A 22181-nucleotide genomic window follows, 5' to 3' on the forward strand; every position below is an offset into this window, starting at 1 on the left:
ACAACCGCGAGCGCGCGACAGGCATGATCGGCCCCGAAGACGAGCTGGAGGACGATTGGGCGGCCGCCTTTGCCGAGCAGGGCGGCGAGGGCGGTGGCGGCGACGCGTCGCTGGCCGAGGAATGGGGCGCGGCGCTCGCCGAGCAGGGCACGACCAAGAGTGCCGGCGACGTCGCCGCCGAATGGGCGACGATGATCGAGGACGGGGAGACCGAGAATCTCCCCGAACTCGCCGGCAACGACCGCATCCTGAACCAGGACGAGATCGACGGCGTCCTCGGCTTCTCCCTGCGCGAACTCTCCGCCTCCGGTGCGGGGGGCGTGCGCGCCATCGTCGATTCGGGCGTCGTTCAGTACGAACGCCTGCCGATGCTGGAAATTGTCTTCGACCGGATGATCCGGTTGCTGTCGACCAGCCTGCGCAACTTCTTCCAGGACAACGTCGAGGTAACCCTCGACAACATCACCTCGGTCCGCTTCGGCGACTATCTCAACGCGATCCCGCTCCCGACCCTGCTCGGCGTGTTCAAGGCCGATGCCTGGGAGGGCTCGGGCCTCGTCACCGTCGAGCAGACGCTCGCCTACTCGACCATGGACCTCCTGCTCGGGGGCAAGCGCGGCGGCTCGTCGAGCCGGCTCGACGGGCGGCCCTTCACTACGATCGAGATGAGCCTCGTGCGCCGCCTCGTCGAGATCATCCTCACCGACCTCGAACTCTCGTTCCAGCCGCTCTCGCCGGTGCGGTTCGGCATCGACCGCATCGAGACCAACCCGCGCTTCGCCACCATCACCCGGCCCGGCAACGCCGCGATCCTGATCACGCTCAAGCTCGACATGGACGGGCGCGGCGGCGGGATGCAGATCCTGTTCCCCTACGCGACGGTCGAGCCGATCCGTGACCTGCTGATGCAGAGCTTCATGGGCGAGCGGCTCGGGCGCGATCAGGTCTGGGAAAGCCACCTCGCCACCGAGATCTGGCAGGCGGATGTGGACATGGAGGCGGTGCTGCACGAGGTGACGCTGCCCCTGAAGCGGGTGCTCAACCTCAAGGTCGGCGACACGCTGATGTTCGACCGCAAGCCCTCGGACCTCATCACCGTGCGCTGCGGTGACTGGGCGCTGACGCAAGGGCGGATCGGCCGGATCGACGATGCGATCGCGGTGCAGATCGCCCGGCCGCTGCGGCAGTCCCGCACAACGCTGCAGGCCTACGAGATCTCCATGCAGAACCGTAACGACGGGTAGCGGCAGGAAGAGCATGATGACCTTCTTCGTCTCGATGGCCGCCGACGTGCTCGTCGCCGTTCTGCTGGTCGCCACCATCGCCTCCTCGGTGAAGCTGTCGGGGCGCATCAACCGGCTCAAGGCGGACGAGGCGGCCCTGCGCTCCACCATCGGCGACCTCGTGGTGGCGAGCGCTACCGCCGAGCGGGCCATTGCCGGCCTGCGCGCCACCCTCGACGAGTGCGACCGGACGTTGACCGAGCGTCTCGCCGGCGCCGAGCGCACCAGCACCGATCTCGCCGCGCATGTGCAGGCGGGAGAGAGCGTGATCAGCCGCATCGCGGCCATCGTCGGCCAGGCGCGGACCACGGCGGCGCCTGCCGCCGCGCCCGCCGCGCCGCGTCCGGTGGCCATCGAGGCCGTGCCCGCCATCGGCAACGGCGAGCGCGTCGGCGCGGCGCTCGCCGCGGCCCAGGCCCTGTCCGAACGCGCCCTCGACCGCCTCCGGGCCAGGGCCGCATGACCCTTCCCGCGCGCCGACTCGCACGTCTCGCGAGCCTTCCGGCGCGCCCCTTCCGGCTGCGCCTGATCGACGCCGTGACCCTGGCGGCGATCGGGCTTCTCGTGCTCAAACTCACCGCGCTGGTGGCCGCGGACGAGCCGGCGCCCGGCGCGCCGCTGCCGGACTTCGCCCGGGTACTGGCCAAGGCGCGCACCAATTACGAACCGACCGACCCGACGACCACGGGCTCCGTCTCGGCGCCGCCGAAGACGGCGGAACCCGCCCCGCCGCCGGTCTACCAGCCGCAGGTGCCCGAGCCGGTCTCGGACAGCGAGCGGGCGATCCTGGAAAAGCTCGCGGCCCGCCGCGACACGCTCAAGCAGCGCCGTGACGAACTCGACCTGCGCGAGCAGATGCTCAAGGATGCCGAGCGCAAGCTCGAAACCGGCGTGGCCGACCTGAAAGGCGCCGAGGACAAGGTCGGGTCCGAGGGGACCAAGCGGGCCGAGGCCGAGAAGGCCGGGATGAAGGGCATCGTCCTCATGTACGAGACGATGAAGCCGAAGGACGCGGCCCGGGTCTTCGACCGCCTGAACCTCGAGACGCTGGTGCCGATCGTGACGGCGATGAACCCGCGCAAGATGGCCGAGGTGCTCGCCCTGATGGGCTCGGAGCCGGCCGAGAAGCTGACCGTGGCGCTCGCCAATCGCGCCCGTGGCCTCGAAGCGCCGCAGGCATCCGCCGCGATCCCCGGCCTGCCCCCCGGCGAGTTGCCGGCGATCGATCCGGGGCCGACGGCACGGGCGGGGCGGTAAAGGCTACTCGCCCGGCTCGGCCAGGGCCCGCTCGATCGCACCGTCCAGTGCCTCGGGCTTCGTGGACGGGGAGAAGCGGCCGATCACCTGGCCGTCCCGGCCGATCAGGAATTTCGTGAAATTCCACTTGATGGCCTGCGTGCCGAACAGGCCGGGCTTCTCGCGCTTGAGATCGACATAGAGCGGGTCGGCGCCCGGACCGTTGACCTCGACCTTGGCGAGGACCGGAAAGGTCACGTCGTAGGTCAGCGAGCAGAACTGCTCGATGGCGGCGGCATCGCCCGGCTCCTGTGCACCGAACTGGTTGCAGGGCAGGCCGAGCACCACGAAGCCGCGGGCGCGATGGCGCCGCCATAGGGTCTCCAAGCCCTGATATTGCGGCGTGAACCCGCATTTCGAAGCGGTGTTGACCACCAGAAGCACCTTGCCGCGATACTGCGACAGGGGATGCGGTCCGCCGCGCGCGTCGCGCGGGACGTGATCGTAGAGGTTGCTCATGACCGCTCCCAACGCCGTCGATTGCTCAATAGTCCCGTATCCAAGGGAGATATTGTCCTGAATTTCGTGGAACGATTCCAGGCTCGACTGGAAATTCCATTGTCCCGTGCCGTGCGGCGTCCCTGCAATTGCATCCTTGATCAAGCGGGGCTAGAGCGCTCTCGGCTGGGCCGGATACCGGCCCGGCGCAAGAGAGCACGTTAAAACAAGGGCTTAGTGTCTCCCACACAACTCCCGCCGCGCCAACGGGTCCGGAAGGGAGACGATCGGTGATCGGGCGTTGTGTGAGACAGTCTCAGAGCCCCGGACGACACTCGCAGGAGCTCCACCATGCCGTCCCTGTCCCGCGGAACCGCGTCCTCCACGGCGCTTCTGCTTGCCGGATTGATGGCCTTGGTCGGGCCGACCATCGCCTCCGCTCAGGATGCCGCGCCCGAGACCGCCCCCGCGGAGCCGGCCGCGCGACCCAAACCGCGCCCGCGCAAGCCGGCACCGAAGAAGGAAGAGGCGAAAGAGCCGGCGAGCGCTGCGCCCTCCGGCACGGTGCTGGAACCCGCAGCCGCCTCGGGATCGGCCCAGTGGCCGCCCGGCGCCACCTCGGTCAGCGAGAGCTACGGCGATTGGACGATGAACTGCAACCGCGCCGAGGCGCGCACCGATTGCGTGATCATCCAGTCGCAGGGCGACCGGCGCACGGGCAAGCGGCTGTTCAGCGTCGAGCTGCGCCCGCCCAAGGACGGGAAGAGCGAGGGCCTGATCCTGATGCCGTTCGGCCTTCAGATCGAGCCCGGCGTCTCGTTCAAGCTCGACGACCGGCAACTCGGAAAGGGCGCGCCCTTCTCGTTCTGCGTCAGCGACGGCTGCCTCGTGCCGATCAGCCTGCCGACGCTGGCCACCGACACGATGAAGACGGCGACCAGCCTCACCGTCTCGGCGACGAAGCCGGACGCCAAGGAGCCGACGATCATCACCGTGCCGCTCGCTGGCTTCGCCGCCGCCTTCGCCCGGGCGACCGCCTTCGGAAGCTGACGCGCCCGGTCGCGCGATCGGCCGGAGAAATGGTAAGGCTGCGCCCATGCAGCCCTCTGCCAAAGCGCTCCTTCTCGCCGCCGCGATCCTCGCCGGGCCGATTCCGGCGCGGGCCGAGGCACCGACCGACCCAGCGCCGCCGGATTTCGTGCGCTGCCTCGGTGAATTGAAGACGCTCGCCGAGGAGCGCGGCGTGTCGCGGACGGTGGCCGAGACGGCCCTGTCGGGGGTCGCGCCCGATCCGTCGGTGGTGCCGGCGACCCAGTCGCAGGCCGAGTTCGTGAAGCCGGTCTGGGAGTATATCGAGGCGAGCGTCACGCCGGAGCGGATCGCGACGGGCCAAGCCAAGCTCGCCCAGTGGTCCGAGGTGCTGGGGCGGATCGAGGCGGCCTACGGCGTCGATCGGCATATTCTGGTCGCCTTCTGGGGCGTCGAGTCGAATTACGGGGCCGCCCTCGAAGGCGCCGGCATTCGTCCGGTCGTGCCGGCGCTGGCGACGCTGGCCTGCGGCGATCCCGCCCGGCCCGGCCTGTGGCGCGACGAACTCGTCGCGGCCTTGAAGATCCTCGCCGACGGCGATGCCGACGCGGAACGGATGCGCGGGTCCTGGGCCGGCGCCATGGGCCACACCCAGTTCATGCCGACCGCCTTCCTGCGCCACGCGGTCGATTTCGACGGCGACGGCCGGCGCGACATCTGGCACTCGGTGCCCGACGCGCTCGCCTCGACCGCCAACTTCCTGAAGCAGTCCGGCTGGCGCGCGGGCGAGGGCTGGGGCCTCGAGGTGCTGCTGCCGGACGGGTTCGATTACCGGGTCGCCGACGAGACCACCGAGCGGCCCTTCGCCGAATGGCAAAGGCTGGGCCTCAAGCCGGCCAACGGCGCCTTTCCTGACGGTGCGGAGCGCCGCGCTGCCCTGCTGCTGCCGACGGGCGCGAAGGGACCGGCCTTCCTGCTGGAACCGAACTTCCGGGTGATCCTGCGCTACAACACGGCGCTCGCCTACGCGCTCACCGTGGCGCATCTCTCCGACCGGCTGCGCGGCGCACCCGGCTTCACCCGCGATTGGCCGCGGACCGACCGCATGCTCACGACCGAGGAGCGCACCGACCTGCAGACCCGGCTCGCCGCCCTCGGCCATCCGGTCGGCGGCGCCGACGGCAAGATCGGCCCCAAGACCCGCGCCGCAATCCGCGCCTTCCAGGAAGCCAAGGGCCTCGTCCCCGACGGCTATGCCGATGCCGCCCTGCTCGATCGGGTGCGGGCGGCGAACGCGCCGGCCCCGTAGCCGCCGATGCGCGTCCTGCTGGTCCATTGCCATCCCCGCCGCGACAGCTTCAACGCGGCGCTGCGCGACACCGCCGTCGCCGCGCTCGAAGCGGCGGGCCATGTGATCGAACGGCTCGAACTCTACGAAGAGGGTTTCGATCCGCGGCTGAGTGCGGGGGAACGGGGCGCCTATTACGACGAGGGTGCCGGGCGGCCGGACCTCGCCGGCCACATCGCCGCCGTGCGCCGGGCTGAGGCGCTGGTCCTCGTCTACCCGACATGGTGGTTCGGGCCGCCGGCCATGCTGAAAGGCTGGTTCGACCGGGTCTGGCTGCCGGGCGTGGCCTTCGCGCTGGGCGGGGCGAAGGTGCTGCAACCACGTCTCACCAACATCCGAAGGATTGCCGTGGTGACGACCTACGGCTCGCCGCGCTGGCTGCTCTGGCTCGTAGGCTGGCCCGATTGGCGGATGTTCCGCTTCGGCATCCGCCCGCTCTGTGCCCCGCGCTGCCGGCTCGACTGGATCGCACTCACCGGCATGGATGGGGCCACGCAGCCGATGCGCGCACGGTTCATCGAGCGGGTTCGTCGACGGCTGTCGGCGTTCTGATTCTCTCGCGCGAGCGCTCTCACGCTCGGCGCAAGATCCTCACGCGCGTAGCGCAGCAACCATCGGCGGCGGATCGAGATCCAACGATGGGACGGGTGCATAATGGCTGAATGCCATTGAAAAGCAGGCTTCGTCGCCGGCCACGGATTGCAGGCGCGAACAGAAACCCAGCATTTCAGCGAGCGGCACCGTCGCGGTGATGATGGTCGCGTCGCTGCGCACACTCCTGTCCCGGATCAGACCGCGGCGACCTTGCAAGTCGCTGATCACCCGTGCGGCGGATCGCTCCGGTCCAGCGATTTCGACTGCCATGATCGGCTCGGCGAGCACGGCGCTGCCGTGAAGCGCCTCACGGAAAGCTGCGCGGGCTGCGATTTCGAAGGCGAGGGGCGAAGAATCGATTTTGTGATAAGCGCCGTCGATCAGTTCAACGGTGATGTCGATAACCGGACAGCCGGCCACGACACCGGCGGTCAGCACCGAAGCGACGCCCCTCTCGATACCATCGACGTACTCCCTCGGCAGAGTCGCTTCGGCGATTGTCGCGTTGAACACGTTGCCGACACCGGGCTCGCTCGGTTCGAACCGGAGCTTCACGCGCGCGAACTGGCCTTCGTTGCCTTTGATCACACGCTTGTGCAGGAAGTCGATCTCACGTCGCCGGGTCAGTCTCTCGCGATAAGCAACCTGCAGCCGCCCGGTCTCGAAGGCGATCGGACCGGCTCGAAGACGCTCGAGTGCGGCGCCGAGACACCGCTCGGTCCCGGCTTTGAAGATGAATTGGCCGGCCGTCGAATCGGTCGAGAAATCAAGGCCCGGAGTCTCGGCCACCAATTCCAGCAATGCGCTGCGCAGGCTGCTCCGGTTACCGTCGGACACAGCCGCGACGGAGATCTCGATCAGCAGCCACGGCGCACTCGGCATGACGGGCTCTTGGCAGGCGACGGACCGGCTATCCGCCTGTTCTGCTTCGCAGGCGCATCAGGTCAATGCAACATAGGGTAGAATACAAAACCCCGCGCATGTCCCGGAGGAGACCTCATACAATCGACGACGATGAGGGCTCGTCGCCGATTGCTCACGCGGCAGCGTGGCGAGCTTCCGCCGAACGCCTGGAAACCGAGTATCGGTCGGGGTCCATACAGCTTGGTATCAACCGCCCGGAAACCGCTCGAAGCTCGGCAACCGGTGCGCCTCCTCCATCCAGGCGACGCGCTCGGCCACCTGGATATGCGCCTGCGGCGGCAGGGCTTCGGGCGTATCGAGGGTACCGGTCTGCACGTCGATCATACCCGGCAGGGTCTGCTCGTTGACGTAGAACAGGCCCGTGCCGCAACGCCCGCAGAAATGCCGCCGTCCGTGCTCGGAGGAGGCGTAGACCGAGGGCTCGCCGGAGATCGTCACGCGCTCGGCCGGCACCGTCGCCCAGCCGACCATCGGCGCGCCGGAATGGCGCCGGCAATCCGAGCAGTGGCAGAGCGTGTTATGGGCCACCTCGCTCGGCATCTCGTAGGTGATGGCCCCGCAATGGCAGCGTCCCTTGAGCATGAAACCTCCTCGAATCGCGAAGCAGCAATGCGCCGGAGGATAGAGCATCGTCCCGAAGGACCGGTAAGAACAGACGCTGCGAAAATGCGCTCTGAGAGGCCTCAGAAAGCGAGAAACCGCGGCAGCCCTTTTCCGGCTGCCGCGGCTCCCATACCGGACGAAGGACGCAGGACGGTGCGCCCTCCTGACCGGATCACTCAGCCGGCTGAAGGACCGGGGCAGGGGTCGCCTCGGCGACCGGCTTGCCACCCAGCGCGGCGTGAAGCTTGGCCTCGTCGACCTCACCTTCCCAGCGGGCGACGACGATGCAGGCCACCGCGTTGCCGATGAAGTTGGTGAGGGCGCGGCACTCCGACATGAAGCGGTCGATGCCGAGGATCAGCGCCATGCCGACGACCGGCACGGAGGGGACGACGGCGAGCGTCGCGGCCAAGGTGATGAAGCCCGAGCCGGTCACGCCCGCAGCGCCCTTCGAGGAGAGCATGGCCACCAGCAGCAGCAGGATCTGCTCGCCGTAGGTGATCGGGGTGTCGGTGGCCTGGGCGATGAAGAGCGCCGCCATCGTCATGTAGATGTTGGTGCCGTCGAGGTTGAACGAGTAGCCGGTCGGGACCACGAGGCCGACGACGGGGCGCGAGCAGCCGGCCTTCTCCATCTTGTCGATGAGCGAGGGCAGGGCCGACTCCGAGGAGGAGGTGCCCAGCACCAGCATCAGCTCTTCCTTGATGTAGCGGATGAGCTTGAGGATGGAGAAGCCGTTGTAACGGGCGACCGCGCCAAGCACGCCGAGCACGAAGATCGCCGAGGTCAGGTAGAAGGCGCCGACGAGGTAGGCGAGGTTGGCGAGCGAGGAGATGCCGTACTTGCCGATGGTGAAGGCCATCGCGCCGAAGGCACCGATGGGGGCGACCTTCATGATGATGTTGACGACGCCGAAGATCGCCTCCGACATCACCTTGATGATGTCGAGCACCGGCTTGCCGCGCTCGCCGAGGAAGGCGAGGCCGAAGCCGAACAGCACCGAGAAGAACAGCACCTGGAGGATTTCACCGCCCGCGAACGCACCGACGGCCGTCGTCGGGATGATGTTCATCAGGAAGTCGGCGATGTTCTGCTCCTTGGCCTTGCCGGCATAGGTCGCGACCGCCTTCGGATCGAGCGAGTTCGGGTCGATATGCAGGCCGTGGCCGGGCTGGAGCACGTTGGCGACGACGAGGCCGACGATCAGGGCCAGCGTCGAGAAGGTGATGAAGTAGATGAGCGCCTTGCCGCCGACGCGGCCGACCTTCTCGAGATTGGTCATGCCGGCAATGCCGGAGACGACGGTGAGGAAGATCACCGGCGCGATGATCATCTTGACGAGCTTGATGAAGGCGTCGCCGAGCGGCTTCATGTCGGCGCCGAGCTTCGGGTAGAAATGCCCGAGGGCAATGCCGATGGCGACGGCGACCAGCACCTGGAAGTACAGCGTGCGATAGAGCGGCTTGGGTGCGGGCGGCGCGTGGGGCGCGGTCAAAGGGGACGGCACGGTGGCCATGGGCGTTTCTCCCTGTCGGACGGTGGGCGGTCCGTCGGATCGGTTCGCCGGACGCCCCCGAGGAGGATTCCGGTACCGTCCGCTCTTGCTTTTGGCCTCGCGGCACACAGCTCTGCAGTTCAGTCATGGCTGCGTTACGATCAGGGAATGGCAACCGGCATGCCAATCCGAAGGCGCCGATAACTTTTTGTTAAAGCACTGAAATGAATGATATTTCACGTTCGCAGGTGCAAGGCGCTGGAATGCTTGGTGCGGTGATCCGCACGCAGGGTTCCGGATCGTTCCGGAATTTCGCACTGGACTTGCCGCGGTGATCGTCGCCGCTCCGCTTTCCGCGAAAGATTACCGGCGGGCGCTCGTGGTGCTGGCGGGGCTCGCGGCTCTGCTGCTGTCGGGCTGGCTCGGCGGTCGGGTGGCGGAACGGTGGGCGCTGACCGATCTGCGGCGTTCGGCCTCCTCGACGCTCGGACTCCAAGTTGCGGCGCTTCGGGCCGAGATGCAGGCGCAGAGTTCGCTTCCGCTCGCGCTCGCCGCGGACCCCGAGATCGCCCGCATCGTGGCACCCGCGCCCGACCCCGAACTCGTCGAGGGTGTGAATGGCCGCCTCGCTCAGATCGCCGAGGCGACCGGGGCCGCGGTGATCTACGTGATGGGCACCGACGGCGTGACGGTCGCTGCGAGCAACGCGACCTCGGAAAAGAGCTTCCTCGGCCGCGACTACGGCTTTCGCCCCTATTTCAGGGAATCGATGGCGACCGGCTCCGGCTCGCAATTCGCCCTCGGCACCGTCAGCGGCCGGCCGGGCTACTATCTCGCCCGCCGGCTGCCCCGCGCGGCCGGCGTCGTCGTCGTGAAGATCGAGTTCGACGCGATCGAGGCGGCATGGCGCACGAGCCGCGAGAGCGTGTTCGTCACCGATGCCCGCGGTATCGTGCTGGTGGCGAGCGACCCGGCCTGGCGCTTCAAGGCGCTACGCGCCATCGACGAGGCGGAGCGCAAGCGCATCCGCGAGGCGCTCGAATTCGGCGAGGCGACGCTCTTGCCCCTGCCGCTCTACGCCGATCTCGGCGCGGACGATCTCGTCCGGGTCGGCGGCAGCGCCAAGCCCGCTTGGCCGGCGCTGATGCTCGACGCCCCGATCCCCGGCACCGAATGGCGCCTTCACACCCTGACCCCGATCGCCGCCGCGGTTCAGCGCGAGCGGGCGCAGGGCCGGGTGATCGCCCTCCTGACGACGAGTCTCGCCTGGGCCGGGCTCGCCATGCTGATGGGCCGACGGCGGCGGATGCGGACCCGGCTTGCCGAGGCGGCCGCCCGGCGCGAGGACCTGGAGGCGCGGGTGGCCGAGCGCACGCACGCGCTCAGCGAGGCCAACCGGCAGCTTCTCGCCGAGATCGAGGAGCGCCGCCGCGCCGAGGCCGAGCGCGAGCGCCTCGGCCGCGAACTGGCCCAGGCCGGGCGGCTCGCGGCTTTGGGCCAATTCGCGGCCAGCATGGCCCACGAGATCAACCAGCCGCTCGCCGCGATCCGCTCCTATGCCGACAACACCGCGATTCTCGTGCGCCGCGGACGCGTCGAGGATGCGGCGGAGAACGTCTCGGCGATCGGTCGGCTGACCGAGCGCATCGGCACCCTGACCCGCCAGCTCAAGGGCTTCGCCCGCCGCGCCTCGGGCCGGCGCGAGCCGGTACGCCTCGCCGATATCGTCCGCGGGAGCCTCGAAGTCGTCTCCTGGCGCGCGGCGCAAGCCGGCATCGCCCTCGATGCGCCACTTCCCGCGCCCGATCTCGCCGTGCTCGGTGACGGGCCGCGCCTGGAACAGGTCGTCGTCAACCTGATGCAGAATGCCCTCGACGCCGTGACCGGCCGCCCGGAGCCGTGGATCGCCCTGCGGGTCGAGGCGAGCGAGGAGCGAATCGCGGTCGAGGTCGCCGACAACGGACCGGGCATCCCGGAAGCCGTGCGGGCGCAGGTGTTCGACCCGTTCTTCACCACGAAATCCGAAGGCCTCGGGCTCGGTCTGGCGATCTGCCGCGGTATCGTCGAGGAATGCGGCGGAACGCTCGGGCTGCACTCGGGCGCCGACGGCACGACCTTCCGGATGGAGTTGACCCGCGCCCCAGCCCCGGCGGACGCGGCGCAGGACAAGCGGAACGCGAAGCCGGTCGGGAGCCTGGAGGCCATATGAGCAGCGAGCCGGACGGCGCGTCCGAGCGGATCGTCTTCATCGACGACGAGGAGGACGTGCGGCGCGCCAACCGCCAGAGCCTCGAACTCGACGGCTTCCAGGTCGAGACCTTCGAGGCGGGGGAACCCGCCCTCGCAGCGATCCGGGCCGAGCCACCGGGGGTGGTCGTCACCGACGTGCGCCTGCCGGGTCTCGACGGGCGCGCCCTGTTGGAGCGGATCCAGGCCGAGGACCCGGACCTGCCCGTGATCCTCATCACCGGGCACGGCGACATCTCGATGGCGGTCGCGGCGATGCGCTCGGGCGCCTACGATTTCCTGGCCAAGCCCTATCCAGCCGAAGCGCTGATGGGTTCGGTTCGTCGCGCCCTCGACCGCCGCCGCCTCGTTCTGGAGAACCGCAGGCTCATCGCCCGGCTCGACGCAGCGGTCGAGGAGGATCCCGCCTTCCTCGGCATCTCGCCGGAAATCGTGCGCCTGCGCCGCCTCGTGCGCGACGTGGCCGGCGCCGATGTCGACGTGCTCGTGCTCGGCGAGACGGGCTCCGGCAAGGAGGTGGTGGCCAACGCCCTCCACCGCTGGAGCCGGCGCGCCTCGAAGAACTTCGTCGCGATGAATTGCGGTGCGCTGCCCGACAGCGTGGTGGAGAGCGAACTCTTCGGCCACGAGGCCGGCGCCTTCACTGGGGCGCTCAAGCGCCGGGTCGGGCGCATCGAGCACGCGCAAGGGGGCACGCTGTTCCTCGACGAGATCGAGAGCATGCCGCTGGCGCTTCAGGTGAAGCTGCTGCGGGTGCTGCAGGAGCGGGTGGTCGAGCCGCTCGGCACCAACGAACGGCGGCCGATCGATATGCGGGTCGTCTCGGCCACGAAGGTCGATCTCGGCCAGGAGGCCGCCGCCGGCACGTTCCGCGACGACCTCTACCACCGGCTCAACGTCGTCACGGTCGTGATCCCGCCCCTGCGCGAGCGGCGTGAGGACATCCTGATGCTGTTCCAGCACTTCCTGGCCCGCGCCGCCGCCCGGTTCGGACGCGAGGCGCCCCCGGTGACAGCGGCGATGCGCGACCACCTGCTGCGCCATTCCTGGCCCGGCAACGTGCGCGAACTCGATCATTTCGCCGAACGCTGCGCGCTGGGCCTCGCCGGTCAGGCCGCCCCGGAGGCGGCGCCGACGGCGGCTCTCAGCCTGTCCGACCAGGTCGAGCGGTTCGAGCGCGGGCTGATCCGGGAGGAGCTGATCATGGCCGGCGGCGACGTGCGGCTGGCAGCCGAGTCCCTCGGCGTGCCGCGCAAGACCCTCTACGACAAGATCGCCCGCTACGGCCTCGCGCCGACCGATTTCCGCTGATCGCCGCGAGACCTCACGCGACCGCAGCCCGCGGCGTCGGGCAGACGCGGTCGCGTCCGGTCCGCTTGGCCTCGTAGAGCGCGCGGTCGGCCCGCTCGACCACGTCGCGGGCGGCTTCGCCCGGCCTGTATTGCGCGACGCCGGCCGAGATCGTGACCTGTGCCACGACATCGCCGGTGCCGCGCTTGACCAGCCGCTGACCCCGCAGCCGGCCGCAGATCTCCTGGGCGAGCGCGACGCCGGCACCGATGCCGGCCTCGCCGAGCACGATCGCGAATTCCTCGCCGCCGTAGCGCGCGGCGAGGTCGCGATCCGTCGTCTTCGCGCTGAGCAGCCGTCCGACGAGGCGCAGCACCTGATCGCCGAAGCGGTGGCCGTGCCGGTCGTTGAGACCCTTGAAGTGGTCGATATCGAGCATGAGCAGGGAGAAGGTGCTGCCGGAATCGCTCCGGGTGCGGGCGATCGAGTCGCGCAGGAAGCCGTCGAAGGTCTTGCGGTTGGCAAGCCCCGTCAGGGCATCGGTCGCCGCCGCGCGCTGCGTCTCGACGAGATCCTTGTGCAGCTTGGCGATGTGGGCGGCGGAGGCCGAGAGCTGCTCCTCGAGCAGGTGGTTGCGGGTCTGCGCCTGCTCGGTCTCGCCGATCAAGGCGACGAGCGCCGTCATCAGTTCATCGGCGGTCGGACGTGCATTCAGGCGGCCGGACCAATGGGTCAGGGCGTCACCATAGCCGGCGAGCGCCCTCCGGCTTCCCGCGACGCGCTCGGCCAGAGTACCGGCCGCCTCCGCCAGCCGGCCCGCTCCATCGAGCACGGAGGCCTCCGTCCCGGTCTCGGCGATGCAGGCGTCGTAGAGCGCGCTCGCCTGCTCCTCGGTCAGCGTTCCACCGGGTGCCAGACAGGCCGCGAGGCGTTCGCTCAGCGGCGGATTGGCGCCGGCGAAGAAGGTGTGCAGCAATTCGTAGTTCCGCGGGGAGGGCGGCAGCGCATACTGCCGCAGCGCCTCCCAGGCGCGGTGCGCGGGAGCCAGAGCGCGGTCGAGGTCCGGATCCGCCTGCTGCATCTGTCCCTGCATCACCGCCCCTCGAGCGCTTTCCGACGAAGTGGGTTCCGGTTCATCGAAAGAAAGCGCCGCAAACAAGAGGATAGAGCGGTGCCCGACCCAACCGGGTCGGACACCGCTCTCGCCATCGACGTCACGGCCAAAGCGATAGCCGATTACTCTTAAATTTCAGTCTTTCCCATCGACCCGCCGGTTCGCCCTCCGCTCAGGACTTCCGCCGATCCGCCCTCGACAGGTGCCGCCATCCGGCCGTCCTCGCGCGTCGGTTCAGGCTGCCACCCGCCCCGCGACGAGGGTCATGGCCTCCGCGGCGGGCAACGGGCGGCCGAGCAGGAAGCCCTGCACCTCGGTGCAGCCCTTGCGCCGCACCTGCACCAACTGCTCCTCCGTCTCCACGCCCTCGGCGGTGATGGCCATGCCGAGGCGCTCGCCCAAACCCACCACCGCGCGCACCACCGCCGCCGCCACGGGCTCGTCGATGTCGCGGATGAAGGCGCGATCGATCTTGATCTTGTCGAAGGGGAACCGGCACAGGTAGCTCAGGGACGAGTAACCCGTGCCGAAATCGTCGAGCGCGATCCGCACGCCCATGGCGCGCAGACGGTGCAGAGAACCGATTACGGCGTCCGAATCCTGCATCAGCACGCTTTCGGTGATCTCCAGTTCGAGCCGCCCGGCCGGTAGGCCCGAGGCCGCCAGCGCGCGCATGACGCTCTGCTCTAGCCCGGTCTTGCGGAACTGCACCGCCGAGACGTTGACGGCGACCCGCAGATCGCCCGGCCAGGACGCCGCCTCGCGGCAGGCCTCGTGCAGCGCCCAGGCGCCGAGCTGGGTAATGAGGCCGCTCTCCTCCGCCAGCGGGATGAAGGCCCCCGGTGAGATCGGCCCGCGCAACGGATGATTCCAGCGCAACAGAGCCTCGAAGCCCTGCGGTGCACCGTCCGCAAGGGCGAAGATCGGTTAGTAATGCAGCACGAACCCGCCGGAGCGGATCGACTCGCGCATCTCGATTTCCAGGAGGTTGCGGGTCACGACCGCGAGAGCCATCCCGCTCTCGTAAAAACGGAAGGTGTTCCGCCCGGAATCCTTGGCCCGGTAGAGTGCGATGTCGGCGTTCTTGAACAGGGTGTCGGCGCTGTCGCCGTGCTTGGGCCAAACCGCCACGCCGATGCTGACGCCGACGGTGGTGGCGCGGCCGCCGAGATCGACCGGCCGCCCGGCGGCCTGGATCAGCCGGCGGGCGAAGGCGGCGATGCGGCGCTGCTTCCCCCGGCTTGGCAAGATGATCGCGAACTCGTCCCCGCCGAGCCGGGCCACCACGTCGCCCTCGCGCAGGGTCGCGCGGAGGCGGCCCGCGACGACGCGGAGCAGGGCGTCGCCCGCGGGATGGCCGAAGGTGTCGTTGACCGCCTTGAAGCGGTCGAGGTCGCAGCACAGCACCACCACCGAGCCGCCGTCGCGCAGGGCCCCGTCGATCTCCCGGGCCAGGGTCTCCTGGAACAGCCGTCGGTTGGGCAGCCCGGTCAGCGCGTCGTGGCGGGCCATGTGCTCGATCAGCGCCTGGGCCCGCTTGCGCTCCGTCGCATCCGCGACGGTGCCCTCGAACCAGATCGGCCGGCCCGCCGCGTCGCGCACCACCCAGGCCGTCTCGGAGACCCAGATGCGTTCCCCGCCCGCGTGGCGGCGCACCTCGGATACGAAGTCCTCGACGTGGCCTTCCCGCTCCAGGCAGGCCAGGAAGGCCTCGTGCCGGCCCGGCTCGATGTACCAGTCGTGGCTGAAGCCGCCCTCCGGCAAGGACTGGCCCGCATCGCCGTAGCCGTGCAGCCGGGCGAGCGCCCGGTTGGCTTGGACGATGCCGCCGTCGAGCCGGGCCCGATAGACGCCGATCACCGCATTCTGAAACAACGACTGGTAATCGGCCTCGGCCGAGCGCAGGGCCGCCTCGCTCTGCCGCGACGCCGTCAGGTCGGTGAAGGTGCAGATGTGGCCGCCGGCGGCCATCGGAGCGTGCCGTACCTCCAGGATCGTGCCGTTGGGCCGCATCCCCTCGTAGCGTTGGACGCCGGGCGGGAAGTCACCGTGCTCCAGCCATTCCTGGGCTTCGGGCGGCGCATGCACGAACTCGCCGCGCCGGCCGAGAAAGCGCCGCACCGCCCCGTAGGACACACCCTCGTGCAGGACGTCCTCCGGCAGTTCGAGGAGATCGCGGACGCGCTGGTTGTGGACCTGAACCCGGTCGTCGGGGCCGATCATGACGAGGCCCTGATCCATCGCCTCGAGAGCGGCCCGCATCGCCTCGCCGGTCTCGCGAAGGCGCTGCTCGGTGCGGGCCATGCCGGTGACATCGAGGCAGACGCCGAAGATCGAGACGAGCCGGCCCGCATCATCGTGTTCGCCGATCCCGTGAACGGCCACCACCCGGATCTCGCCGTCGGGACGAAGGATGCGAGAGCGGTGCTCGTAGCCGCCACCCAGAGTCCGGCTGCGGCCCGCGAGCGCCTCGTCCATGGCGGCCCAGACGCGTTCGCGGTCTTCCGGATGATAGAAGCCGATATGGGTTTCGAGCGGCAGCGTCGCGCGTTCGGCGTTGCGCCCGAAGATGCGGGCGATCCCGTCCGACCACGCGATGGTGCGGGTGGCCGCATCGATCCGCCAATGGCCGAAGGCGGCGATCTGTTCGGCCATGGCGTGGGCCGCCTCGAGCGCCCTCTGTCGCGCCTCCCATTCCAGGAGATGCGCCTCCGCCCGCCGGCGTTCCGCGGCCTCGCTCGCGCGGCGGGCTTCGTCGAGTTCAAGATGCGCCTCGGCGACGAGCGCCAATTCTTGCAGGATGCGCACTCGGTCGGACGAGACATCGACCCGCGGCACCCGATCCATCAGGCACAGCGTGCCGACGACCCGGCCCGCTCCCGAGCGGATCGCCAGACCCGCGTAGAAGCGGGCATGCGGCGCGCCGACGACGAGGGGAGAATGGACGAAACGCTTGTCACGGATCAGGTCCGGCACCACGAGGGCGTGACCGCGTGGCTGGCGGATCGTGTGTTGGCAGAGGGCGTCTTCGCAGTCGATGAAGGCCTCCGCGAGCCCGTAGCGGGCGCGGAAACGGATGCGATCCGCGTCGATGAGCGCGATCGCCACCATCGGGACTGCGAAGACCTCGGCGACGGAGCGGCACAGGGCGTCGAGGCGGCTTTCCAGCCCGTCCTCTCGCGGCGCGTTCTGGACGGGTGCGGCGGCTCCACGATCGCTGTGTGGCACCGGACGGGACGCGGACATCGCTTGGCTCCCCCGAAAGCGTCGACCGAGGCCGGCGCCCGAGGCTGGTTGGGAGAGCGAAGCTTCTCAGCTCGAAGTTAAAGGAGATTGGATGCTGAGAGACAATTCCTGAAAATATTTCCCCGCCCGCGCCCCTCACGACGCGAACTGCGAATTGACTTAACGTTGGCCCGAGGGTCGCCCGGCGACCGCCGGACCAACATCTGCGGTAACGGCTCGAATCCTGATCTGGCTAGAGTTGTATCCGATCGGATTGCATCGAGCCGACGTCTCCAGGTCTCTGTTTCAATGCGCCTTCTTTCGCCGAACCGGCATCCGCTTCGTTGAAAAAGCGACCGAGGTCATCGCGTTGCCGCGCATTCTTCCGACGAACCGGTGGCCCCTTGGTATGAACGCACTCTAGGTGCGACCACCGGACCTACTCGATACCGAGTTTGTCCTTCAGCAGCGCGTTGACCGCGGCCGGATTGGCCTTGCCGCCCGTCGCCTTCATGGTCTGGCCGACGAACCAGCCGAGCAGGGTCGGCTTGGCCTTGGCCTGCTCGACCTTGTCGGGGTTGGCGGCGATGATCGCGTCCACCGCCGCCTCGATGGCGCCGGTATCGGTGACCTGCTTCATGCCGCGGGCCTCGACGATCGCGCGCGGGTCGCCGCCCTCGGACCAGACGATCTCGAACAGGTCCTTGGCGATCTTGCCTGAGATCACGCCGTCGCCGATCAGATCGACGATGCTGCCGAGCTGCTCGGCGGAGACCGGCGTGTCCTCGATGCTACGCCCCTCCTTGTTGAGGCGGCCGAACAGCTCGTTGATGACCCAGTTCGCGGCGGCCTTGCCGTCGCGCCCGCGGGCGACGGCCTCGAAGTAGTCGGCCGAGGCCCGCTCGGCGACGAGCACGCCGGCATCGTAGGCGCTAAGGCCGAAATCCTTGATGAAGCGCGCCTTCTTGGCGTCCGGCAGTTCCGGCAGGCCCGAGGCCAGCGCATCGACGTAGGCCTGATCGAATTCGAGCGGCAACAGGTCGGGATCGGGGAAGTAGCGATAATCGTGCGCCTCTTCCTTCGAGCGCATCGAGCGGGTCTCGCCCTTGCCCGGGTCGTAGAGGCGCGTCTCCTGATCGATCTTGCCGCCGTCCTCCAGGATCGCGATCTGGCGGCGCGCCTCGGTCTCGATGGCCTGACCGATGAAGCGGATCGAGTTGACGTTCTTGATCTCGCAGCGCGTGCCGAGCGGCTCACCGGGGCGGCGCACGGAGACGTTCACGTCGGCGCGAAGGCTCCCCTTCTCCATGTCGCCGTCGCAGGTGCCGAGATAGCGCAGGATCGTGCGCAGCTTCGTCACGTAGGCTCGAGCCTCCTCCGAGGAGCGCAGATCGGGCCGGGAGACGATCTCCATCAGCGCCACGCCGGAGCGGTTGAGATCGACAAAGCTCTTGGTCGGATCCTGATCGTGCAGCGACTTGCCGGCATCCTGTTCGAGGTGCAGGCGCTCGATGCCCACCGTGATCGACTCGCCCTCGGGCAGATCGACCAGCACCTCGCCCTCGCCGACGATCGGGTCCTTGTACTGCGAGATCTGGTACCCCTGCGGCAGATCCGGATAGAAGTAGTTCTTCCGGTCGAACACCGAGCGAAGGTTGATTTGGGCCTTGAGCCCGAGACCGGTGCGCACGGCCTGGGCGACGCATTCCTCGTTGATCACCGGCAGCATGCCGGGCATGGCCGCATCGACCAGCGAGACGTGGTCGTTGGGCTCGCCGCCGAATTCGGTCGAGGCGCCGGAGAACAGCTTGGAGCGGCTCGTGACCTGGGCGTGGATCTCCATGCCAATCACGACCTCCCAGTCGTAGAGGCCGCCCTTGATGAGCTTCTTCGGATCGACGCGCTCGGTCATTCTCTTCGACTTCAGTGCCGGCGCTGCCGGATCGGCGCCTGTCCGAGTGTGTAGGGAGACCGTGCCGGACGGGTCAAGCCGGTGAAGCCGCGCCTAGCCGCTGCGCGGCGAGCGTCACGGCCGGGCCGTTCCCGAAGTCGGGGTCGTCGTCTCGGTAAGCCCGTGATGGGCGAGCACCCGGATCAGATTGGGCACGACTTCGCTGAGATCGCTCGCCCAGCCCCCGTCGAACAGGTCGGAGGCATTGCGGTGGCTCGGCGTGGAGGTGAGGAACACCCGCTTCATGCGAGCCCCCATATCGCGCCTGAAGCCGGCTTCAAATCACGGGCACGCCGCGCAGCTTGGCCTGATCGCCCGGCTCGACATGGATCACCACGACCGCGCCCTCGATCCCCGCTTCGATCACGCCCTCCAGCCGATCGCAGATCGCGTGGGATTCGAACACGGTCATCTCGCCCGGCACGACGAGGTGGAAGTCGATGAAGGTGGCGCTGCCGGCATGGCGGGTGCGCACGTCGTGGGCCTCTAGGGCGCCCTCGCTGTGAGCCGAGATCAGGGCGCGAATGCGCGTGACCATTTCGGGCGAGGCCGCCTGATCCATCAGGCCGTTGATGGAATCGCGCACCATCGTCCAGCCCGACCAGAGGATGTTGAGGGCCACCAAGCCTGCCACGACCGGATCGAGCACCGGCGTTCCCGTGGCGAGGACGAAGCCGAGACCGAGGAGCACGCCGCCCGACGTCACCACGTCGGCGAGGATGTGGCGGGCATCGGCCAACAGGGCGGGCGAGCGCAGCCGCCGGCCGCGCTGGAACAGCAGCGTCGCCCAGATCGCGTTGATGATGGTGGCGACGCCGTTGACAGCCAGACCGAGCGCGGGCGCGTCGAGGGGCTTCGGATCGAGGATGCCGAAATACGCCTCGCGCAGGATCAGCAGGGCGGCGACGATGACCAGCGCGCCCTCGATCACCGCGGAGAAATACTCCGCCTTGTGGTGGCCGTAGGGGTGATCCTCGTCGGCCGGCTGCGCGGCGACGCGCACGGCCAGGAACGCGCAGGCCGCGGCCACGACGTTGATGATGCTCTCCAGCGCATCGGAATAGAGCGCGAGGCTGCCGGTGAGCCAATAGGCGGTGAATTTCAGCGCCGTGACGAGCACGCCGACGGCGGCGCTGGCCAGGGCAGCCTTTTCGGTTCCTGTCATGCGGCTCAAGGGGGCGGGAGGGGACGGCCCCGCCCTTACGATCCGTGGCCCCGGAAGGCCACGGCAAAGGTTTTAGCTCGGGCTATCGCCGTCCCGATCAGCCGCCTGCACGGATGCGGGCCGGCGTCCGCGGGCGACCTCCTTGGCGCGGCTGCGCTCGGCCTTCTCGCGGGCACGCTGCGCCCTGCGGGCATAGTTGCGGCTGATCCAGCCGAAGCTCGCCCGCGCCGACAATTCGTCGAAGCGAGCGGCCTCCCGCTCCCAGTAGCGCACGAGCTGCGCGTCGAGGGTCTCGTGCGGGGGGCGTCTGCCGGTTTCGGTCATGGTTTCGGTCATGGCGCGAAGATTCCTGTGGCCGGCGGCACGGTTCAAGCGTCCGGCGCGGGCGGCGTGTCGGTCGCCTCGACCAGCAGCGCCTCCGCATCACCCCGGAAACTGCCGAGTCCGACATCGCCGGTGGGATGGCCCGGCGTGCCGAAGGGCTCGCTCGGATAGGCTTCCTCGAAGCGGCGGCGGGCGTCGTTCGCGTTCTCGGCCTTGAGGGTAATCCGCGGCGTTTCCGGAAGCGGCCAGCGCGGGTCGGCGGAATCCCGCGGGCTGATTGCAAACCATTTCATTGTGGGCGGCGTTCTCCGTCGAATCGCTACCTCAACGCGCGAAAAGGCGCCTCGGCTGCACCGCGTTCAGACCGGTCCACGTTCTTTCAGGTAGTGCGCCGCGGCGTCCCAGTCGGCCGCGCCGGCCGCGAGGCCGACATACCCGTCGGGGCGCACCAGATGCAGGCGCCCCGGCTCGGGGTTCGCTCGTGGTACGGGCTGAACCAGACCGGGGAAGCGGGCGGCGAGCGCCGCCCCGCGCTCGGCATCCGCCGCGTAGAGGACGAAGCGTGGGTCGGCGCCCGCGCCCGGCGGCGGGCCGGCCGCATCCTCCGGCCGCCAGCGCCGGCCGGCGCCGGGCCCGACCGAGAGCGGAGAGGCGGGATAGCCGATCGCGATTTCGCTCATCGTCGCCGCCATCCGGCGCCGCACGACGTGAAAGCCGAGGAACAGACGCAGGGCGCGGTTGCGGACGGCCTGGGCGAGGGGGTGGGTGAGCGTCGCCATGGCGGTGAGCCACCCGGCATTACGCAGAACCATCTCGCCGACGGCGTTGCGCTCTGAACTGTAGCTATCGAGGAGCGATGGGGCGGCCGCGCCGCGCCGCACCAGGGCGAGCTTCCAGGCCAGGTTCACCGCGTCCTGCATGCCGGTATTCATGCCCTGGCCGCCCGCCGGGCTGTGGATATGCGCGGCATCGCCCGCCAGGAACACGCGGCCCCGGCCATACTCCGACACCTTCCGCTCATGGATGCGGAAGCGGCTGAGCCAGACCGGATCGAAGACGCGGAGGCCGGGCCCAGCCCGCGCGGCGACCAGGGCCTGCACCTCTTCCAGCGTCGGATCGGGCCTTGGCCGCCCGTCCGCGCGTCCGACCGTGGCGACCACCCGCGCCCGGCCGCCGGGGATCGGGAAGATCACGAACGGACCGTCCCGGTGGAAATAGACCGCGATCGCGTCGCCGGGCGGGACCCCCGCGCCGTCGAGGCGGATGTCGGCGAGCAGCCACTCGTCGCCCTGCGCCGTGCCGCGGAAGGGCAGACCGAGCCCGTGCCGCACGGCGCTGTGGGCGCCGTCGCAGCCGATCAGGAAGGCCGTCGCCACCTGCTCCTCGCGCCCATCGGCGTGGGAGAGCCGTGCCTCCACCCCGTCGGCGGTCTGTGAGAAGCGCGTGAGTTCGACCCCGCGCTCGACCGCGACCCCGAAGCCGCGCAGGTGCTCGGCCAGCAGCCGCTCGGTGTCGCTCTGCGGGATCATCAGCCCGAAGGCGTAGGGGCTGGCGATGTCGGAGAAGTCCGGGCCGCCGAGCACCCGGCCGCCACCGCGCAGCGTCGCGCCGCGGGCGCGCAGGCCCGCCGCGAGGAAGGCCTCGGTGCAGCCCATCCGGTCCATCAATTCGAGGGTGCGCGACCAGACGACGAGCGCCTTCGAGGTCTGCGTCGCCTGAGGTGCGCGGTCGATCAGCCGGATGCTGACGCCGTAGCGCGCCAGCTCGCAGGCGAGCGTCAGGCCGACCGGCCCGGCGCCGACGATCAGGACGTCTGCCATTGGCGATGCCTCCGGTGTCATGCTGCTCCGGCCGG

The 22181-nt window shown here is 69.3% G+C and carries 21 protein-coding genes; 8 read left to right on the forward strand and 13 right to left on the reverse strand.

The genetic code is table 11. The features are described 5' to 3' along the window. Positions 1-23 precede the first annotated feature (23 nt). From fliM to MSPGM_RS15275, 3 genes are read left to right on the forward strand one after another with little or no spacing between them, the layout of a single operon-like run. Positions 24-1244 carry a flagellar motor switch protein FliM gene (gene fliM, locus MSPGM_RS15265; RefSeq protein ID WP_003606769.1) on the forward strand — a complete coding sequence of 407 codons (1221 nt, stop codon included), beginning with the start codon at positions 24-26 and terminating at the stop codon, positions 1242-1244. A gap of 13 nt (positions 1245-1257) precedes the next feature. Continuing rightward, positions 1258-1746: a DUF6468 domain-containing protein gene (locus tag MSPGM_RS15270; protein WP_012753229.1), complete on the forward strand. Its 489-nt coding sequence runs from the start codon at positions 1258-1260 to the stop codon at positions 1744-1746. Then, positions 1743-2540, forward strand: coding sequence for a MotE family protein (locus MSPGM_RS15275; RefSeq protein ID WP_003605014.1), 798 nt, complete (start codon positions 1743-1745; stop codon positions 2538-2540). The genes MSPGM_RS15270 and MSPGM_RS15275 overlap by 4 nt, the downstream gene beginning before the upstream one ends. A 3-nt stretch (positions 2541-2543) precedes the next feature. On the opposite strand, the gene MSPGM_RS15280 is transcribed toward MSPGM_RS15275, so the two are convergent. Next, positions 2544-3038, reverse strand: a complete 495-nt coding sequence (locus MSPGM_RS15280; RefSeq protein ID WP_003605013.1) for a glutathione peroxidase — start codon at positions 3036-3038, stop codon at positions 2544-2546. Between the two features lie 330 nt (positions 3039-3368). On the opposite strand from MSPGM_RS15280, the gene MSPGM_RS15285 reads away from it, so the two are divergent. From MSPGM_RS15285 to MSPGM_RS15295, 3 genes are read left to right on the forward strand one after another with little or no spacing between them, the layout of a single operon-like run. Continuing rightward, the gene (locus tag MSPGM_RS15285) at positions 3369-4067 is read left to right on the forward strand and encodes an invasion associated locus B family protein (RefSeq protein WP_012753230.1); all 699 of its coding nucleotides are present in this window, start codon (positions 3369-3371) and stop codon (positions 4065-4067) included. Positions 4068-4113: 46 nt separating this feature from the next. Further along, positions 4114-5355, forward strand: a complete 1242-nt coding sequence (locus MSPGM_RS15290; RefSeq protein WP_003605011.1) for a lytic murein transglycosylase — start codon at positions 4114-4116, stop codon at positions 5353-5355. A 6-nt stretch (positions 5356-5361) separates the two neighbouring features. Continuing rightward, positions 5362-5946, forward strand: coding sequence for an NAD(P)H-dependent oxidoreductase (locus MSPGM_RS15295; RefSeq protein ID WP_003605010.1), 585 nt, complete (start codon positions 5362-5364; stop codon positions 5944-5946). A 39-nt stretch (positions 5947-5985) separates the two neighbouring features. On the opposite strand, the gene MSPGM_RS15300 is transcribed toward MSPGM_RS15295, so the two are convergent. From MSPGM_RS15300 to MSPGM_RS15310, 3 genes are all read right to left on the reverse strand, one after another. Next, positions 5986-6870 carry an elongation factor G gene (locus MSPGM_RS15300; RefSeq protein ID WP_003605009.1) on the reverse strand — a complete coding sequence of 295 codons (885 nt, stop codon included), beginning with the start codon at positions 6868-6870 and terminating at the stop codon, positions 5986-5988. Positions 6871-7098: 228 nt separating this feature from the next. Next, the gene (locus MSPGM_RS15305; protein WP_003605008.1) at positions 7099-7494 is read right to left on the reverse strand and encodes a GFA family protein; all 396 of its coding nucleotides are present in this window, start codon (positions 7492-7494) and stop codon (positions 7099-7101) included. A 193-nt stretch (positions 7495-7687) separates the two neighbouring features. After that, the gene (locus tag MSPGM_RS15310) at positions 7688-9031 is read right to left on the reverse strand and encodes a dicarboxylate/amino acid:cation symporter (RefSeq protein WP_003605007.1); all 1344 of its coding nucleotides are present in this window, start codon (positions 9029-9031) and stop codon (positions 7688-7690) included. A 310-nt stretch (positions 9032-9341) separates the two neighbouring features. On the opposite strand from MSPGM_RS15310, the gene MSPGM_RS15315 reads away from it, so the two are divergent. After that, the gene (locus tag MSPGM_RS15315; RefSeq protein WP_012753231.1) at positions 9342-11219 is read left to right on the forward strand and encodes an ATP-binding protein; all 1878 of its coding nucleotides are present in this window, start codon (positions 9342-9344) and stop codon (positions 11217-11219) included. Then, entirely contained in the window at positions 11216-12568 is a 1353-nt protein-coding gene (locus tag MSPGM_RS15320; RefSeq protein ID WP_003602394.1) for a sigma-54-dependent transcriptional regulator, read from the forward strand. Before MSPGM_RS15315 ends, MSPGM_RS15320 begins: the two co-directional genes overlap by 4 nt. A 13-nt stretch (positions 12569-12581) precedes the next feature. Here the strand turns inward: MSPGM_RS15320 and MSPGM_RS15325 are convergent, their stop codons facing one another. The 9 genes from MSPGM_RS15325 to MSPGM_RS15365 form a co-directional block, all read right to left on the reverse strand. Beyond that, the gene (locus MSPGM_RS15325) at positions 12582-13640 is read right to left on the reverse strand and encodes a GGDEF domain-containing protein (protein WP_003602390.1); all 1059 of its coding nucleotides are present in this window, start codon (positions 13638-13640) and stop codon (positions 12582-12584) included. A 255-nt stretch (positions 13641-13895) separates the two neighbouring features. Then, the gene (locus MSPGM_RS15330) at positions 13896-14585 is read right to left on the reverse strand and encodes a putative bifunctional diguanylate cyclase/phosphodiesterase (RefSeq protein WP_261926406.1); all 690 of its coding nucleotides are present in this window, start codon (positions 14583-14585) and stop codon (positions 13896-13898) included. 3 nt (positions 14586-14588) lie between these two features. Beyond that, positions 14589-16907 carry a diguanylate cyclase domain-containing protein gene (locus MSPGM_RS15335; RefSeq protein WP_003602384.1) on the reverse strand — a complete coding sequence of 773 codons (2319 nt, stop codon included), beginning with the start codon at positions 16905-16907 and terminating at the stop codon, positions 14589-14591. 418 nt (positions 16908-17325) lie between these two features. Beyond that, entirely contained in the window at positions 17326-18798 is a 1473-nt protein-coding gene (gene gatB, locus MSPGM_RS15340) for an Asp-tRNA(Asn)/Glu-tRNA(Gln) amidotransferase subunit GatB (protein WP_003602382.1), read from the reverse strand. Between the two features lie 114 nt (positions 18799-18912). Continuing rightward, positions 18913-19083, reverse strand: a complete 171-nt coding sequence (locus tag MSPGM_RS15345; RefSeq protein ID WP_012753232.1) for a hypothetical protein — start codon at positions 19081-19083, stop codon at positions 18913-18915. 31 nt (positions 19084-19114) lie between these two features. Continuing rightward, a complete protein-coding gene (locus MSPGM_RS15350; protein ID WP_003602377.1) occupies positions 19115-20002 on the reverse strand; it encodes a cation diffusion facilitator family transporter in 888 nt (295 codons plus the stop codon). Between the two features lie 72 nt (positions 20003-20074). Further along, the gene (locus tag MSPGM_RS15355) at positions 20075-20338 is read right to left on the reverse strand and encodes a hypothetical protein (protein ID WP_003602375.1); all 264 of its coding nucleotides are present in this window, start codon (positions 20336-20338) and stop codon (positions 20075-20077) included. A 32-nt stretch (positions 20339-20370) separates the two neighbouring features. Further along, positions 20371-20619: a hypothetical protein gene (locus MSPGM_RS15360; protein ID WP_003602374.1), complete on the reverse strand. Its 249-nt coding sequence runs from the start codon at positions 20617-20619 to the stop codon at positions 20371-20373. 66 nt (positions 20620-20685) lie between these two features. Further along, the gene (locus MSPGM_RS15365) at positions 20686-22146 is read right to left on the reverse strand and encodes an FAD-dependent oxidoreductase (protein ID WP_003602373.1); all 1461 of its coding nucleotides are present in this window, start codon (positions 22144-22146) and stop codon (positions 20686-20688) included. Between the last annotated feature and the right edge of the window lie 35 nt (positions 22147-22181).

Source organism: Methylorubrum sp. GM97 (genome assembly GCF_024347855.1).
Lineage (GTDB): Bacteria > Pseudomonadota > Alphaproteobacteria > Rhizobiales > Beijerinckiaceae > Methylobacterium > Methylobacterium extorquens.